Raw genomic sequence first — 16,106 nt, 5'->3', positions numbered from 1 at the left:
AGGTGGTGCCGGCCGGCGGTTTCTCAGTGGGCCGTCCAGCCGCCGTCCAGCGGCAGCGAGGAGCCCGTGACGTAGCCGGTGTTCTCGGCGCACAGCCACAGGGCGGCCCCGGCGACCTCGGCCGGCTCGATCAGCCGCTTGATCGCGGTGCGTTCGAGGAAGACCCGCTCGACCACCTCACCCGCCGGGATGTCGTGGGCGAGCGCCTGGTCCGCGATCTGGTCCTCGACGAGCGGGGTGCGGACGTAGCCGGGATTCAGGCAGTTGCTGGTGACGCCGTGGGCGGCACCCTCCAGGGCGACCACCTTGCTGAGCCCTTCCAGGGCGTGCTTGGCCATGACGTACGCCGACTTGTAGGGGCTGGCCCGCAGGCCGTGCACCGAGGAGATGTTGACGACCCGGCCCCACTGGCGCGCGTACATGTGCGGAAGGGTGCGGCGCACGATCCGGAACGGCGCCTCCACCATGACCCGCTGGATCAGGGCGAAGCGGTCCATCGGGAACGCGTGGACGGGGGCGACGTGCTGGAGGCCGGCGTTGTTGACCACGATGTCGGCGTCGTCCGGCAGGGCCTCCACCGCGTCGGGGTCGGCGAGGTCGGCCACGATCGCGGTGCCGCCGGTCGCCGCGGCCACGTCCTTGGCGGCCTCGGCGACCAGGTCCACGACGTACACCTCGGCACCCGCCGCGGCGAAGGCCTCGGCACAGGCCCGGCCGATTCCGCCGGCGGCCCCCGTGACCAGGGCCTTGCGTCCGGCCAGGAACCGGTGGGTGGGGTGACCGGGCGGGGCGGTGCCGCCCGGGCCGGGGCGCCGGTCCGGGCCCTCGGCGGGGTTCTCGGTGCTCTCCATGGCGGATCACCGTAGGAAGGATGGGTGGCCTCAGACACGTGGGACCGTCACACAATCGCGGGCCGTGGGATGGTGTCGTCCACCATTCCCTCCCTCTGCCACAACGGCGTCGTCGGCGCCATGGTCCCGACCACCACCGTGCGGGCGCCCGGTCCGGCTGCCGCGCCCATGTCGCGGTCGCCGGCGCGGTCGTACGGTCCGCTCCCAGCACGCCGGTACATCAGCGGGCGGGTGGTGTCCGCCGCCGCGTCCGCAGCAGTCCTCCCACCCCACCACTCACGGGAGTCACCCGCATGCGTTCCTTCACCCCGCGCGGCGCCTTCGCACGCTGCACCCTGGCCGCCGCGCTCGCTCTCACCGCCGGCCTGGTCACCCTGTCCCCGCTCGCCAGGTCCGCCGCCGCGGCCGACGGCCTTCAGCAGGTCACGAACTTCGGACCCAACCCCGGCAACCTCGCCATGTACGAGTACGCGCCCGCCGACCTCCCCGACAACGCCCCGCTGGTCGTGGCGATGCACGGCTGCACCCAGTCGGCGAGCGACTACCACTCCCACTCCGGCTGGCGGAAGTTCGCCGACGCGTGGGGTTTCGCGGTCGTCTATCCGCAGACCGGCGCGGCCAACAACAGCCTGTCCTGCTTCAACTGGTTCGACCCCGCAGAGGACGCCCGCGGCAGGGGCGAGGCCGCCTCGGTCGTGCAGATGGTCGAGCACGCGGCGGCGCAGTACGGCACCGACCGCGACCGGGTCTTCGTCACCGGCCTGTCCGCGGGCGGCGGCATGACCGCGAACCTGCTCGCCGCCTACCCCGACGTGTTCGCGGGTGGCGCGGTCGACGCCGGCCTGCCCGCACAGTGTGCGACCAGCCTGGCCGCCGCGTCGGGCTGCCAGTACGGCGACCAGCACCTCACCCCGCAGCAGTGGGGCGACAAGGTCCGCGACTCCTACCCCGGGTACGCCGGTCCGTGGCCCAGGGTCGCGATCTGGCAGGGCACCGCCGACCAGACGGTCGCTCCCGTCAACGGCACCGAGCTGCGCGACCAGTGGACCGACGTCTGGGGCATCGGCCAGACCGCCTCCGGCACGCGGACCCTGCCCGGCGGCACCACGGAGAGCACCTACGACGACTCCGCCGGCCGTCCCGCCGTCGCCCTCTTCTCGGTCCCCGGCATGGCCCACGGCCTCGCGGTGAGCCCCGGCACTGGCACCGACCAGTGCGGAAGCACCGGCACGTACTACCTCAACCACATCTGCTCCAGCTACTACACCGGCAGGTTCTGGGGCCTCGACACGGCCCCCCGCGACGGCGACGGCGCGCTGCCGGCCCCCGCCGGGCTCACGGTCACCGGCACCACCGACACGGGCGCGTCACTGTCCTGGAGCGCGGTGAGCGGCGCCGCCTCGTACGCCGTCTACCGGGACGGCACCCAGGTCGGCTCCCCGACGGGCACGTCGTTCACCGACGCCGGCCTGAGCGCGGGCACCGCCTACCACTACACGGTCGCCGCGATCGACCCGTCCGGTGCGGCGGGCACGCGGTCCGGAGCGGTCACGGCGACGACCACGGGCGCCGCACCCGCGTGCTACACGGCGACCAACTACCACCACGTCACCGCCGGGCGCGCCCACCACAGCGGCGGCTACACCTACGCCAACGGCTCCAACCAGAACATGGGCCTGTACAACGTCGCCGTCACCCACACCCTGAAGGAGACGTCACCCGGCTACTTCGTGCTCGCGGACGGGGACTGCTGAACCGCCGCGTCGAGCCGGCCGCTGAGACCCCGCAGGGCCGGCTCGACGCGACGATTGCCCCTTCGCGCAGCCGGTACTGCTCGGGAGTACCTGGCGGCAGGGGGAGGTGGTCGGGTAGGAAGTTCGAGACTGCACGGCATCGGAGGAGCTTCCTTGTACAGCCATCAGAGCGCCAGGACGGGCGGGGCCAAGAAGGACGCGCGTGCACCTCACCGGTCCGGTCCGGCCCTTCCCGGACCACTGCAGGGCCTGCTGGGCCTTCAGGGGAAGGCCGGCAACGCGGCGGCCGTACAGCTGGTCCGTCAGTCCGGACACTCGGAGCCTCGGCCGCAGCGGCACCGGCAGACCGCCGCCGGGTTGGGCGTGATCCAGCGGCGGGTGAGCCTCCGGGACGCGCAGAATCCGCAGAGCACGCGGGAGCTCGGCAACGAGGAGAGCGTTCGGGCGTTCCTCGGGCAGTACCACGTCTCGATCCTCGAAGGCGTCAAGACCCGCATGGGAGCCAACCTCGGTCTCGGGGCGTCAGGTCGTGTGGAGTTCGCGGCGGTTACCGTGATCAAGGGCCTCCTGGCCGACGAGAAGAACCACGTCTACGAGGACAGCAAAGCGGGCGCGGAGGAACTGGTCGACGTCATCTGCGCCCGCGTCATCAAGGCCCTCGCGGAGCCGCAGCGGGCGCCCGGTCCCGCCACTCCGAGCGCGATGCTGCGGCAGATGAACCAGCGGCAGTCGAGTGGCGGCGGTCCCGGGGCGTCCCAGGGCGGGCCGAGCTCCGGTCCGCTCGCCGACGTGCTGGCGAAGCTGGCACGGCAGAAGATGGGGGATCACACGTCGGACAGTCCGTTCCTGACGGGACTGGGCAAGGGGGCGCAGTCGGCCGTCACCAGTCGCGCCGCGGTGTTCACCGAGCCCGCGCCGAGTGCGGAGAGCGTGACGGAAGGGATGCGCTGGGCAGCCTGGGTCGCGCTCGAGGGCGAGGACAAGGTGCGCCAGGTGGTCGAGCGGGCCGCGCAGCAGGCGAGCCCGGAGGAGAGCCAGCGGCTCATGGCTCAGTTCGACGAAACGCTGGAGTCGAAGAAGCGGGAAATGGAGGGGACCGTCCTCGGCTCCGTGGCGACGAGCGGGGCGGTGGGGCAGGTCGCGAACGCCATCCCGCACCCCGGCATCAAGGCGGGGGTCAAGCTCGGGTCGATGATCCTCGGTGGGCTGGCGACGGCCAAGAAGTTCGGCGACGGCGCGGACGCCGTCCAGAAGATCGAGCAGTTCAGCCCCCAGACCTACGGGAAACTGCGGAGCGCCCGTGACCAGGCTCTGAACCAGGCCGCCGACGACTATGTGAAGCGGAGCCACGAGAACACGATGGAGCAGATGAGGGACTTCGGCCCCTTCGGGTGATCCCCGGGCACGCCCGTACGGCTTCGCAGCGCACCCGGAGGAGTGCGCGGTGCCGCGCCGGCGCCGCGGCACCCGGGCGCTTCACCCGCGCCCCCGCAGTCACGCGCCTCACCCGCGCCCCCGCAGCCACGCCCTCACTCGAGCCCCGGCATCACCCGCTCCGCGATCAGCCGCAGCTGCGCGTTCACGTCGGCCGCCCCCGCCAGGTCCCGGCCCGTGAACGCCCTCACCAGAGCGCGGTCGGTGATCGCGCAGATCACGTGGTTGACGCCGCTGGGCGCGATGTCCCGCTCGATCTTCTCCCGGCACTCCTCGGGCGTGCCCGCGACGGAGAGGCGGTCGGCGATCTCCGGGGTGGTCAGTTCGATGCCGCGGGCCAGGTCGCCGGCGCCGATCGCGTCGATGACCGGCTTCAGCTCCGCCGGGTCGACGCCGTTGCGGCGCAGTTGCTCCTCGGGCATGGAGGAGGCGTAGATGCCGACCATGCTGCGCGCCGCCTCCTTGGCGGTCGCCGAGTCGGGCCCGGTGGCGAAGACCACCCAGGCCCCGATGTCCAGCGAGCGCCAGTCCTTGCCGGCCCGCTCCGCGCCCGCCCTGATGTGCCGCACCGCGTACTCGTAGGCCTCGCGGGTGTAGCTCAGGGCGTGGTGGCAGCCGTCCGACAATTCCCCGGCCGCCTCGAAGGACTTCGGTCCGCGCATCGCGCCGAGCTTCAGCGGCAGCCGGTCCTGGACCGGACGGGCGAACGTGAACAGCCCGTCGTAGGAGAAGAACTCGCCCTCGTGCGTGATCGCGCCCTCGTCCAGGAAGGTGCGCATCACGTGCAGGGCTTCCTTGACCCGGGACAGCGGCCTGGTGCGGGACCAGTCGATGCGGTACTGGGCCAGCAGGCCGAAGTTGCCGCTGGACAGGACGCCTTCGGCACGCCCGTCCGAGAGCTCGTCGAGCGTGGCGAGGGCCTGGGCGATCAGGGTCGGCTCGCGCAGCGTCACCGGGGAGACGCTGGGGCCCAGGCGGATGCGGTTCGTGCGGTCGGCCGCCGCGGCGAAGAGGAGCCAGAGGTCCTTGTGCCAGGTCTCGTCGGCGGCGTAACAGGCGTGGAAGCCGAGTGCGTCGGCGAGCCGGATCGAGTCCAGGGACTCGGCCAGCGGGTAGTCGGGGAGCATCGCGTAGCTGAACTTCACGAGCGACCAACTTCCGTCGTGGGGAACGGTGCTCTGCCTCCACCGAGGATGTGAGGTCGCGCCGCGGCTGTCCAGAGCCTGAGTCTCGAAACTTTCGGAAGCTTTCTTCGCTCTTTCCGGCACCTCCTGTCGGATGCTTCTGTCGTCGGTGTGGTGGTGCGGGTTGTGGGCGGGATGAGCTGCAACTTCCTTTCACGCGGGGCTTCCTCCGGCATGGCGAAGGTTTCGAAACTTCTACCGAAACTGTTGACGCTTGACGAGTGCAGGCCAACACTGGCGCCGTTGTCCGCACCTCCGCAGGAGAGGAACACCCCCCATGAACCTGCTCGTCCAACCGAGGCGCCGCAGACGAGGCCCCGTCACGTTGCTGATCAGGAGTGCGTGGGCCGTCGCGCTGGCCGCGCTCGCCGCGCTGATGCTGCCGGGCACCGCCCAGGCCGACACGGTCGTCACGACCAACCAGGAGGGCACCAACAACGGCTACTACTACTCGTTCTGGACCGACAGCCAGGGCACCGTCTCCATGAACATGGGGTCCGGCGGTCAGTACAGCACCTCGTGGCGCAACACGGGCAACTTCGTCGCCGGCAAGGGCTGGGCCAACGGCGGTCGCCGGACCGTGCAGTACTCGGGCACCTTCAACCCGTCGGGCAACGCGTACCTGGCGCTCTACGGATGGACGTCCAACCCGCTCGTCGAGTACTACATCGTCGACAACTGGGGCACCTACCGGCCCACGGGCGAGTACAAGGGCACCGTCACCAGTGACGGCGGCACCTACGACATCTACAAGACGACCCGCGTCAACAAGCCCTCCGTCGAGGGCACCCGCACCTTCGACCAGTACTGGAGCGTGCGGCAGTCGAAGCGGACCGGCGGCACCATCACCACCGGCAACCACTTCGACGCGTGGGCGCGGGCCGGGATGCCGCTCGGCAACTTCAGCTACTACATGATCATGGCCACCGAGGGCTACCAGAGCAGCGGCAGCTCCAACATCAACGTGGGCGGTACGAGCGGCGGTGGCGGCGACAACGGCGGTGGCGGCGACAACGGCGGTGGCGGTGGCGGCGGGGGTGGCGGGTGCACCGCCACGCTGTCCGCCGGGCAGAAGTGGGGCGACCGCTACAACCTCAACGTGTCCGTCAGCGGGGCCAGTGACTGGACGGTGACGATGAACGTGCCGTCCCCGGCGAAGGTCATGTCGACCTGGAATATCAGCGCGAGCTATCCCAACGCGCAGACGCTGACCGCCAAGTCGAACGGCAGCGGCAACAACTGGGGCGCCACCATCCAGGCCAACGGCAACTGGACCTGGCCCTCCGTCTCCTGCAGCGCGGGATGACCCCGCCACCGCACGCTCAGAGAGGAGGAATCACTCGTATGCGTACCGGATCACGTGCCTCGTCGCGCCCCCTGCGCACCCTGGCCACCGGTGTCGCCGTCACGGCGCTCGCCGCCGCCGGCACCGCCTGGGCCGGGAGCGCCGCCCCGGCCCAGGCCGCGGCCTGCAACGGCTATGTCGGGCTCACCTTCGACGACGGCCCCTCCGGCAGCACCCAGTCCCTGCTCAACGCGCTCCGGCAGAACGGGCTGCGGGCCACCATGTTCAACCAGGGCCAGTACGCCGCCCAGAACCCGTCCCTGGTCCGGGCCCAGGTCGACGCCGGCATGTGGGTCGCCAACCACAGCTACACCCACCCGCACATGACCCAGCTCGGCCAGGCCCAGATGGACTCCGAGATCTCCCGCACCCAGCAGGCGATCGCGGGCGCGGGCGGCGGGACGCCCAAGCTGTTCCGGCCGCCGTACGGCGAGACCAACGCGACGCTCCGGTCGGTCGAGGCCAAGTACGGGCTGACCGAGGTGATCTGGGACGTCGACTCGCAGGACTGGAACAACGCCAGTACCGACGCGATCGTGCAGGCCGTCTCACGCCTCGGCAACGGCCAGGTCATCCTCATGCACGACTGGCCGGCCAACACCCTCGCCGCGATCCCGCGCATCGCGCAGACCCTGGCGAGCAAGGGGCTGTGCTCCGGCATGATCTCGCCGCAGACCGGCCGTGCGGTCGCCCCCGACGGCAGCGGTGGCGGCGGGGACGGCGGGGGAGGTGACAACGGTGGTGGCGGTGGTGCCTGCACCGCGACGCTGTCCGCCGGGCAGCGGTGGGGTGACCGCTACAACCTCAACGTGTCCGTCAGCGGGGCCAGTGACTGGACGGTGACGATGAACGTGCCGTCCCCGGCGAAGGTCATGTCGACCTGGAACGTCAACGCGAGCTATCCCAACGCGCAGACGCTGACCGCCAAGTCGAACGGCAGTGGCAACAACTGGGGTGCCACCATCCAGGCCAACGGCAACTGGACCTGGCCGACCGTGTCCTGCAGCGCGGCCTGACCGGGCCGTGACCGGACCCTGACCGGTCCGCACCCGTGACCGACTCCCACGGGTGCGGACCTCCGGGCGGACCGCCAGAGGCTACTTCCGGGGCCCGTCGGACCTCCGTGCGTGTTCACCTGCCCTGCGAGCGTCCCGCCACCCGGGCCAGGTGCCGGCCGAAGACCTCGCGGGCCTCGGGCGTCAGGGTGCGCAGCGCCACCAACGCCGTGATCGCGACGTCGCACAGCTCCGCCTGCACGTCGTCCCAGGTGTGCGTGACGCCCTTGCGCGGGTTCTGGCCGGTCGCGCCGATCACCGCCTCGGCGACCTCGCCGACCTCCTCCGACAGTTTCATCATGCGCAGCAGCAGGCCCTCCCGGCCGCGGACGGATTCGTCCGCCTCCAGCCACTTCCACAGGTCGTCGACGGTGCTCCAGAGGTCGGCTCGCGCGCCGTGCGGGTGATCGCTCATGGGGAGCAGCGTGCCACGGGGACGGCCGGGTGCGGTCAGTCGAACAGCGGTTCCTGCTGTCCCTCGGCGGCCTTCCGCAGCCGCCTGTTCCGCGCCCCCACGACCACCGTCGTGGCCGCCGCCGTCGCCGCGAGCGCGGCGGGGACCATCCAGTTGCGGTTGACCGCGTGGCCGAGGGCGTGGTCGAGGGAGAGCCGGCCGGGGCCCGAGACCGCGAGGCCCGCCGCCGTCAGGCCGAGGGACGCCGCGTACTCGTAGCCGCCGGCCTGGGCGAAGAAGCCGTTCGGGGCGTGCACCGCCGCGGCGCCGGCCATCGCGCCGACCGCCGCCGCACCCGCCGCCGGGGTCGCCAGTCCCAGGGCGAGGAGCATGCCGCCGCCCGCCTCCGCGAGGCCCGCCGCGGTGGCGCTGGCCCGGCCGGGTGCGTAGCCCATGGCCTCCATGGCCTGGCCGGTGGCCTCGATCCCGCCGCCGCCGAACCAGCCGAGCAGCTTCTGCGACCCGTGCGCCGCCAGGACGCCGCCGGTGCCGAGCCGGAGCAGCAGCAGGCCCAGATCACGCCGGTCGAAACAGTTCACGTCGGCTCCCTCGTACGCTGTGGGTGGCTCACCCGCCCACCGTCGCCCCTCCGCGCCACGCGGGCCCGTCACGGGCGGCGTTCGGGTGGCGGGGGCGCGGAGCCGGTGTGACGCTGCCGCCATGACGATTCAGACCACGCGACTCAGCGACCCGGCCGTCCGCGCCTTCGTCACCGCCGTCAACGCCCACGACCGCGAGGCCTTCCTCTCGCTGCTCGCCCCGGACGCCACCATGGCCGACGACGGAGACGACCGGAACCTCGACCAGTGGATCGACCAGGAGATCTTCTCCTCCAACGGCCACATGGAGGTCGACAACGAGTCGAACGGCGGTCGCGCCCTCATCGCCCGCTACCGCAACGACACCTGGGGCGAGATGCGCACCCGGTGGGACTTCACCGTGGACGAGGAGGGCCGGATCGCCCGCTTCGAGACCGGGCAGGCGTAACTGGGAAAAGAAACAGAACAGAAGCGGAAACGGTGCGGCAGCCGTTCCGCCCACCGGTGCGACCGGTGTGGTGGAACGGCTGCCGCCTCCCCCCTCGGTATGGCCCATGGAGCGTTGTCGAAGGGTCTTGTGAAAGACCAACGCTTCAAGTGTGAAGTTCTGGTGAAGGAGATTTGAGCATACGTCCTCCACCGGCCGCAATACCGCGGATTGTGAAATTCCGATCGTGTGAACGGGTTCAGCCGCGCCCCACGTACGGCATCGCCGTCGCCAGGACCGTCGCGAACTGCACGTTCGCCTCCAGGGGCAGCTCCGCCATGTGCCGCACCGTGCGCGCCACGTCGGCGACATCCATCACGGGCTCGGGTGCCGTCTCCCCGTTGGCCTGCAGCGCGCCGGTCTGCATCCCGGCCGTCATGTCGGTCGCCGCGTTGCCGATGTCGATCTGGCCGACCGCGATGCCGTAGGGGCGGCCGTCCAGCGACAGTGACTTGGTCAGGCCCGTCAGCGCGTGCTTGGTCGCGGTGTACGCCACCGAGTGCGGGCGCGGCGTGTGCGCCGAGATCGAGCCGTTGTTGATGATCCGGCCGCCCCGCGGGTCCTGCTCCTTCATCTGCCGGTACGCCGCCTGCGCGCACAGGAACGCCCCGTTGAGGTTGGTGTCCACCACGTGCCGCCAGGCGTCGTAGGGCAGTTCCTCGACCGGCACGCCCCCGGGGCCGAACGTCCCCGCGTTGTTGAACAGCAGGTCCAGACGCCCGAACCGGTCGCGCACCGCGCCGAACAGGGCCGCCACGTCCTCCGGGCGTGACACGTCGGCGCGGACGGTGAGCGGTGTGCCTCCCCCAGTGCCTGAACGGCCTGGGAGGTACCCCCAGCCCGCCGGTGCCACCGCGGCCGTCTCGGCCAGGGGCTCGGGACGGCGGCCGGCCAGGGCCACCGACCAGCCGGCGGCGAGCAGTTCGACGGCGACCGCCCGGCCGATGCCGGAACCGGCGCCCGTGACGACGGCCACCTTCCGCGTGCCGGTGCGCCCTTCGCCGACGCGTTGCTCGTGGCTGCGTTGCTCGTCGGCGCGTTCCTCGTCGCTCGTTCTCACGGTGTTCATGACTCGGCAGCGTACGGGTCGCGGAACATGCGGAACTCATTCGTCCGACATGTGATCGCCATGTCCGCGCCAAGCCCGGGTCGCTCCCGGCCCTTCGAATTCCCCTTGCAACCACCGCAAGGGGAGGAACGGATGACACCCGCGAACCACCAGGTCCCGACCCCGGTCCCGACCCCGGGCTCGGCCCGGTCGCAGTCCTCGCACGCGCCCGAACTCCGTGCCGCCGCCCGCAGCCTGGGCCGCCGCCGCTTCCTGACCGTCACCGGCGCCGCCGCCGCGCTCGCCTTCTCCGTGAACCTGCCGGCCGCCGGCACCGCGAGCGCCGCCGAGCTGGACGCCGCGCAGCTGACCGCCGACCCCTTCACGCTCGGCGTCGCCTCGGGCGACCCGCAGCCCGACTCCGTACTGCTGTGGACGCGCCTGGCCCCGGTCCCGTACCAGGCCGACAGCGGGCTGCCCGCCAAACGCGTCGAGGTGAGCTGGGAGGTGGCCCTGGACGAACGGTTCCGCCGCGTCGTCAGAAGGGGCCGGGCCACCGCCCACCCCGAGTTCCACCACACCGTGCACGTCGAGGTCGGCCACCTCGCGCCCGGCCACGTCTACCACTACCGCTTCCGCGCGGGCCGCTACGTCAGCCCGGCCGGCCGGACCCGCACCGCGCCCGCGCGGCACAGCCGGGTCGCCGACCTCACCTTCGGCCTCGTCTCCTGCCAGAAGTACGACCAGGGGTACTACACCGCCTACAAGCACCTGGCCCGGGAGGACGTCGACGTCGTCTTCCACCTCGGCGACTACCTCTACGAGTACGCCGTCAACGCCACCGGCGGCTCCCGCGCCTACCCGGCCGGCACCCTGCCCGCCCACTTCAACCACGAGACGGTGACGCTGGAGGACTACCGGCTGCGGTACGCCCTCTACAAGTCCGACCCCGACCTGCGGGCCGCGCACGCCGCGCACCCGTTCGTCGTCACCTGGGACGACCACGAGACCGAGAACAACTACGCCGACGAGACGCCGGAGAACAGCGTCCCGCCGGAGGAGTTCCTCATCCGCCGGGCCGCCGCGTACCGCGCCTACTGGGAGAACATGCCGCTGCGCAGGCCCCAACTGCCCGACGGCCCCGACCTGCGGCTCTACCGCCGTCTGCACTGGGGGCGCCTCGCCCAGTTCGATGTGCTCGACACCCGCCAGTACCGCTCCGACCAGGCCTACGGCGACGGCTGGCAGTTCCCCGGCCCCGAGTCCGAGGACCCCGCCCGCACCCTCACCGGCGACGCCCAGGAGCGCTGGCTGATCAACGGCTGGCACCGGTCCGACGCCCTGTGGAACGTGGTGCCCCAGCAGGTCACCTTCTCCCAGCGGTACAACTCCACGAGTACGCCGTCCAAGGTCTCCATGGACTCCTGGGACGGCTACCCCGCCTCCCGCGAGCGGGTGCTGGCCGGCGCGCAGGCCGCCGGGATCGAGAACCTCATGGTCCTCACCGGCGACGTGCACGTGCACTACGGCTTCGACATCAAGCGCGACTTCGACGACCCGGACTCCCGCACCCTGGGCACGGAGATCGTCACCACCTCGATCACCAGCGGCGGCGACGGCTCCGAGGAACCGTCCAACTGGGACACCCTCATGGCCGCCAACCCGCACCTGAAGTTCTTCAACGGGCGGCGCGGCTACGCCACGGTGTCCCTGGGCCGCCGGTCGGCGCGGGCCGACTTCAAGACGGTGTCCCACGTCAGCACCGAGGGTGCGCCGCTCACCACCGCCGGGTCCTTCGTGACGGAGGCGGGGGAGCCGGGGCTCAAGCCGGCGTGACGAGCGGCTCCGCCGTGTCTCCGGATTCCCCCGGCCCTCCCGTCTCTCCCGGGTAGCGGACGCCGACGCGGTCCCGGATCGCGTCGAGCGTCCGCATCACGGCGAGCGTGCCGTCAAGGGGGACCAGCGGCGACTCGCTCTCCCCGGCGCGCAGGGCCCGCATCACCTCCTCGGCCTCGTGCCGCAGGCTCTCGCGGGGGCCGTCGGCCGGGTCGGCCCGGAACTCCTGCGGGTCCCGGCCGGTGCGGTGCAGCACGAAGTGGTCCGGGAAGAAGAAGCCGTTCGGTACGTCGATGCGGCCCTCGGAGCCGGTGATCGACGCGGAGTTGGGCGTACCGCCGGTGATGGAGCAGTGGAGGGAGGCGAGGGCGCCGCCGGCGTAGCTCAGCAGCGCACCCGTCTGCAGATCGACGCCCTCCTCGGAGAGCACCGCCCGTGCGGCGACGTCCGACGGCTCACCGAGCAGCAACTGCGCGAACGACACCGGGTACACCCCCAGGTCGAGCAGCGCGCCGCCGCCCTGCGCCGGGTCGCGCAGCCGGTGCGCGGGCGGGAAGGGGCCCGCGAGGCCGAAGTCCGCCTGGAGGCTGCGGACCTCGCCGATCGCGCCGTCGTCGACCAGCGTCTTCAGGCGCCGCACCAGCGGGTTGCAGAACATCCACATCGCTTCCATGAGGAAGACGTTCCTCTCACGGGCGAGCGCGACCAGTTCCGCCGCCTCGCGCGCGTTCAGCGTGAACGGCTTCTCGCCCAGCACGTTCCGGCCCGCCTCCAGGCACAGGCCGGCCGCCGTCCGGTGCGCCGAGTGCGGGGTCGCGACGTACACCACGTCGACGTCCTCGTCCCGCGCCAGCGTCTCCCAGCCGCCGTACGCCCGCGGTATCCCGAACCGCTCCGCGAACGCCTTCGCCGACGCCTCGGTCCGCGACGCCACCGCCACGACCTCCGCGTCCGGCAGATCGACCAGATCCGCCGTGAAACGCGCCGCCATCCCGCCGGTCGCGAGAATCCCCCAGCGCACCTTCTGCCCGGTCACCGCTGCCACCCTGCCCCACCCTCGCTCAGGTTCGTTCAAACGCGTACGAGCTGAGAGCATAGGCGGCGGATCCGTATAAGAGGGAGGGGCACATGCCCGAGCGCGGGCCGTCCATACCGCATCGGTCACCGGACATGACCACGCCGCCAACGCCGTCATCGCCGTCGCCGTCATCGTCACACGTGAACACCGGGGAGCCCGTACGGGCGGCCGGACCGGGAACGGGGCCGGCCGCCCGTACGTCGGCCGCCACCCGCCGCATCGGTCTGCTCGTCACCTTCATCCTCGGCAGCCTCACCGCCACGCCTCCGCTGGCGATGGACATGTACCTCCCGGCACTCCCGGAGGTCACCCGGTCCCTGAGCGCGCCCGCCGCCACCGTCCAGCTCACGCTCACCGCCTGCCTGGCCGGCATGGCCCTCGGGCAGATCGTGGTCGGCCCCATGAGCGACAAGTGGGGGCGCCGGCGTCCGCTGCTGGCCGGGCTCGCCGTCTACGTCGTCGCCACCGCGCTGTGCGCCGTCGCGCCCACCGTCGAGGTCCTCGTCGCCTTCCGGCTGGTCCAGGGACTCGCGGGCGCCGCCGGCATCGTCATCGCCCGCGCCGTCGTACGCGACCTGTACGACGGTGTGGCCATGGCCCGCTTCTTCTCCACCCTCATGCTGATCTCCGGCGTCGCACCCGTCGTCGCGCCGCTCATCGGCGGGCAGATCCTGCGCTTCACCGACTGGCGGGGCGTGTTCGTCGTCCTCGTCGTGGTCGGCGTGGTGCTCGGGGTGGTCGTGTGGGCCAGGCTGCCCGAGACGCTGCCCGTCGCGGAGCGGCACGCGGGCGGTGTCGGCGACACCCTGCGCGCGATGCGGGGGCTGCTCGCCGACCGCGCCTTCACCGGGTACATGCTCGCGGGCGGATTCGCCTTCGCCTCGCTGTTCGCCTACGTCGCGGCGTCGCCGTTCGTCATGCAGGAGATCTACGGGGCCTCCGCGCAGACGTTCAGCCTGCTGTTCGGCCTCAACTCGATCGGGCTCGTGGTGGTCGGGCAGATCAACGGCAAGATCCTGGTCGGACGGGTCAGGCTGGACCGCGTGCTCGGCCTCGGCCTCCTCGTCGTGATCGCCGCCGCGACCGCGCTGCTGCTGATGTCCCTGGGGGTCTTCGGCGAGGTCGGGCTCGGGCCGGTCGCCGCCGCGTTGTTCGTGCTGATGTCCGCGATGGGCATCAGCCTGCCCAACACCCAGGCCCTCGCCCTGATGCGGGTCAAGCAGTCCGCCGGCTCCGCCTCCGCGCTGCTCGGCACGTCCTCCTTCCTCATCGGTGCCGTCGCCTCCCCGCTGGTCGGGATCGCCGGGGAGGACACCGCCGTACCGATGGCCGTGGTCCAGCTGGCGGCGGCGGCGGTGGCGCTCGGCTTCCTCGTGACCATGTGCCGTGGGCAGGGGGCGGGCAAGGGAGTCGGCAGAGGAGCAGGCAAGGGAGTTGGCAAGGGAGCGGACAACTGAGTGCTCCGAGACTGCGCGGCGACACCCCGGAGCGGGCCGGACTCGATCCCGAAGGACTCCGCGGTGTCGTCGCCCAGGTGCACGACCTCACGGCCGGTGAACGCCCCTGGGCCGCGGGCGCCGTCGTGGCCGTCGGGCGCGGGCCCGTGCTCGCCGTCGAGAAGGCGGCGGGGTGGGCGGTGCGTTACGCCGCCTACGAGCCGTACAGCGACACGGGCGTGGAGCTGCCGGCGGACTCCCGGGTGCCGATGAGTGTCGACACGCCCTTCGACCTGGCCTCCCTGACGAAGCTGTTCACCGCGGTCGCCGCCGTGCAGCAGATCGAGCGGGGCACGCTCGGCATCGACGCGGAGGTCGCCGCCTACCTGCCGGACTTCCGGGCCGCGGCCCGGCACCGCGTCACCGTACGGCAGCTGCTCACCCACACCTCCGGGCTGCGGCCCGAACTCCCGCTGTACGACTGTGCCGACGACGAGGAACGGCTGCGGCGGCTGCGCGCGGAGCCGCCGGTGGGGGTGCCCGGTACGTACTGCTACTCCGACCTGAACATGCTGATCCTGCAGCAGGTCCTGGAGCGCATCACCGGCCGCACCCTCGACGTGCTCGTCCGCGACGGGATCACCCGGCCGCTGGGCATGACGGCGACGCGCTTCGGGCCGTGCCCCGGCGCGGCGGCCACGGAGGACCAGCGGCGGCCCTGGGCCAAGGTGGACCGGGGGATGCTGCGCGGGGTCGTCCACGACGAGAACGCGTGGGCGCTGGGCGGGGTGGCCGGTCACGCGGGGCTGTTCTCGACGGGGCGGGACCTCGCGGTCTTCAGCCGGACGCTGCTGGCAGGGGGCTCCCACGGGCCGGCTCGCATCCTGGGACCCGACTTCGTGGAGCTGCTCTTCACCGAACCGGGGCTCGGCTTCGTCCTCGACCAGCCGTGGTTCATGGGCGAGCTGGCGGGGCGCGGGACGGCCGGCCACACCGGCTTCACCGGCACGATGCTGGTCCTCGACCGCGCGACGGACACCTTCGCCATCCTCCTCGCCAACACCGTCCACCCCCGCCGCCGCCCCGCCTCCAACGGCCCACGCGCCGCACTGTGCACGAGGGTGGCGCGAGCGGTACGGGTCTGACCAGGGGGTGCCTGCGGCGCCGGTGCGGGTGCCTCCGGCGGTGGTGCGGGGTGCCTGCGGCGCCGGTGCGGGTGCCTTCGGTGGTGGTGCGGGGTGCCTGCGGCGGCCTGTGCGGGTGCGTGGTGGTGGGGGGTGCCTGCGGAGCCGGTGCGGGGTTCGGTGCGGGGGGCGGGTGCCTGCGGCGCCTGTGCGGGTGCCTCCGGCGGTGGCGCGGGGTGCCTGCGGCGCTTGTGCGGGGTTCGCGGTGGGTGGTGCGGGGTGCCTGCGGCGCCTGTGCGGGTTCGGTGGGGGGCCGGGGTGCCTGCGGCGCCGGTGCGGGTTGGGTAGGGTGCGCGTAGCGCCTTGGGTTCGGTGGGTGGGTCGGGGCCGGGTCGGGGGGTGTCCGTCCTCGGAACGGCGCGGAATCGGTCGGCCACAGATCTTCCCCGGTGTTGACGCGCCAACCGCTGCGGGCGGACAC

At 72.1% G+C, this 16,106-nt stretch carries 14 protein-coding genes; 8 read left to right on the top strand and 6 right to left on the bottom strand.

Annotated features, from left to right (window positions below):
* Positions 1 to 23: 23 nt before the first annotated feature.
* Positions 24 to 851, bottom strand: coding sequence for a 3-hydroxybutyrate dehydrogenase (locus AB0P07_RS19105; protein ID WP_365552057.1), 828 nt, complete (start codon positions 849 to 851; stop codon positions 24 to 26).
* A 293-nt stretch (positions 852 to 1,144) separates the two neighbouring features.
* Here AB0P07_RS19105 and AB0P07_RS19100 point away from each other — a divergent pair, with 293 nt between their 5' ends.
* Positions 1,145 to 2,605: a PHB depolymerase family esterase gene (locus AB0P07_RS19100; protein WP_365552056.1), complete on the top strand. Its 1,461-nt coding sequence runs from the start codon at positions 1,145 to 1,147 to the stop codon at positions 2,603 to 2,605.
* 153 nt (positions 2,606 to 2,758) lie between these two features.
* The gene (locus tag AB0P07_RS19095) at positions 2,759 to 4,000 is read left to right on the top strand and encodes a hypothetical protein (protein ID WP_365552054.1); all 1,242 of its coding nucleotides are present in this window, start codon (positions 2,759 to 2,761) and stop codon (positions 3,998 to 4,000) included.
* 134 nt (positions 4,001 to 4,134) lie between these two features.
* On the opposite strand, the gene AB0P07_RS19090 is transcribed toward AB0P07_RS19095, so the two are convergent.
* The gene (locus AB0P07_RS19090) at positions 4,135 to 5,184 is read right to left on the bottom strand and encodes an LLM class flavin-dependent oxidoreductase (protein ID WP_365552052.1); all 1,050 of its coding nucleotides are present in this window, start codon (positions 5,182 to 5,184) and stop codon (positions 4,135 to 4,137) included.
* A 316-nt stretch (positions 5,185 to 5,500) separates the two neighbouring features.
* Between AB0P07_RS19090 and AB0P07_RS19085 the strand changes: the two genes are divergently transcribed.
* Positions 5,501 to 6,529 carry a glycoside hydrolase family 11 protein gene (locus tag AB0P07_RS19085; protein ID WP_365552050.1) on the top strand — a complete coding sequence of 343 codons (1,029 nt, stop codon included), beginning with the start codon at positions 5,501 to 5,503 and terminating at the stop codon, positions 6,527 to 6,529.
* Between the two features lie 38 nt (positions 6,530 to 6,567).
* Positions 6,568 to 7,584, top strand: coding sequence for a polysaccharide deacetylase family protein (locus AB0P07_RS19080; RefSeq protein ID WP_365552048.1), 1,017 nt, complete (start codon positions 6,568 to 6,570; stop codon positions 7,582 to 7,584).
* Positions 7,585 to 7,699: 115 nt separating this feature from the next.
* On the opposite strand, the gene AB0P07_RS19075 is transcribed toward AB0P07_RS19080, so the two are convergent.
* Both AB0P07_RS19075 and AB0P07_RS19070 read right to left on the bottom strand, forming a co-directional pair.
* Entirely contained in the window at positions 7,700 to 8,038 is a 339-nt protein-coding gene (locus tag AB0P07_RS19075; RefSeq protein ID WP_365552046.1) for a MazG-like family protein, read from the bottom strand.
* Between the two features lie 35 nt (positions 8,039 to 8,073).
* The gene (locus AB0P07_RS19070) at positions 8,074 to 8,616 is read right to left on the bottom strand and encodes a DoxX family membrane protein (protein WP_125632199.1); all 543 of its coding nucleotides are present in this window, start codon (positions 8,614 to 8,616) and stop codon (positions 8,074 to 8,076) included.
* A gap of 121 nt (positions 8,617 to 8,737) precedes the next feature.
* On the opposite strand from AB0P07_RS19070, the gene AB0P07_RS19065 reads away from it, so the two are divergent.
* Entirely contained in the window at positions 8,738 to 9,064 is a 327-nt protein-coding gene (locus AB0P07_RS19065; protein WP_102928549.1) for a nuclear transport factor 2 family protein, read from the top strand.
* 238 nt (positions 9,065 to 9,302) lie between these two features.
* On the opposite strand, the gene AB0P07_RS19060 is transcribed toward AB0P07_RS19065, so the two are convergent.
* Positions 9,303 to 10,172 carry an SDR family oxidoreductase gene (locus AB0P07_RS19060; RefSeq protein WP_365552043.1) on the bottom strand — a complete coding sequence of 290 codons (870 nt, stop codon included), beginning with the start codon at positions 10,170 to 10,172 and terminating at the stop codon, positions 9,303 to 9,305.
* Between the two features lie 132 nt (positions 10,173 to 10,304).
* Here AB0P07_RS19060 and AB0P07_RS19055 point away from each other — a divergent pair, with 132 nt between their 5' ends.
* Positions 10,305 to 11,987, top strand: a complete 1,683-nt coding sequence (locus AB0P07_RS19055; RefSeq protein ID WP_365552041.1) for an alkaline phosphatase D family protein — start codon at positions 10,305 to 10,307, stop codon at positions 11,985 to 11,987.
* Here AB0P07_RS19055 and AB0P07_RS19050 read toward each other — a convergent pair.
* Positions 11,974 to 13,023, bottom strand: coding sequence for a Gfo/Idh/MocA family oxidoreductase (locus AB0P07_RS19050; protein ID WP_365552039.1), 1,050 nt, complete (start codon positions 13,021 to 13,023; stop codon positions 11,974 to 11,976). The genes AB0P07_RS19055 and AB0P07_RS19050 overlap by 14 nt on opposite strands.
* Positions 13,024 to 13,115: 92 nt before the next feature.
* Here AB0P07_RS19050 and AB0P07_RS19045 point away from each other — a divergent pair, with 92 nt between their 5' ends.
* Both AB0P07_RS19045 and AB0P07_RS19040 read left to right on the top strand, forming a co-directional pair.
* The gene (locus AB0P07_RS19045; RefSeq protein ID WP_365552037.1) at positions 13,116 to 14,522 is read left to right on the top strand and encodes a multidrug effflux MFS transporter; all 1,407 of its coding nucleotides are present in this window, start codon (positions 13,116 to 13,118) and stop codon (positions 14,520 to 14,522) included.
* A 77-nt stretch (positions 14,523 to 14,599) separates the two neighbouring features.
* Positions 14,600 to 15,646: a serine hydrolase domain-containing protein gene (locus tag AB0P07_RS19040; protein ID WP_365552035.1), complete on the top strand. Its 1,047-nt coding sequence runs from the start codon at positions 14,600 to 14,602 to the stop codon at positions 15,644 to 15,646.
* Positions 15,647 to 16,106 lie beyond the last annotated feature (460 nt).

This window comes from Streptomyces sp. NPDC085944 (genome assembly GCF_040686295.1).
GTDB lineage: Bacteria > Actinomycetota > Actinomycetes > Streptomycetales > Streptomycetaceae > Streptomyces > Streptomyces salinarius.
Note: the sequence above shows the minus strand (reverse complement) of the source record. Positions and strands in the feature narration are given on the sequence as shown.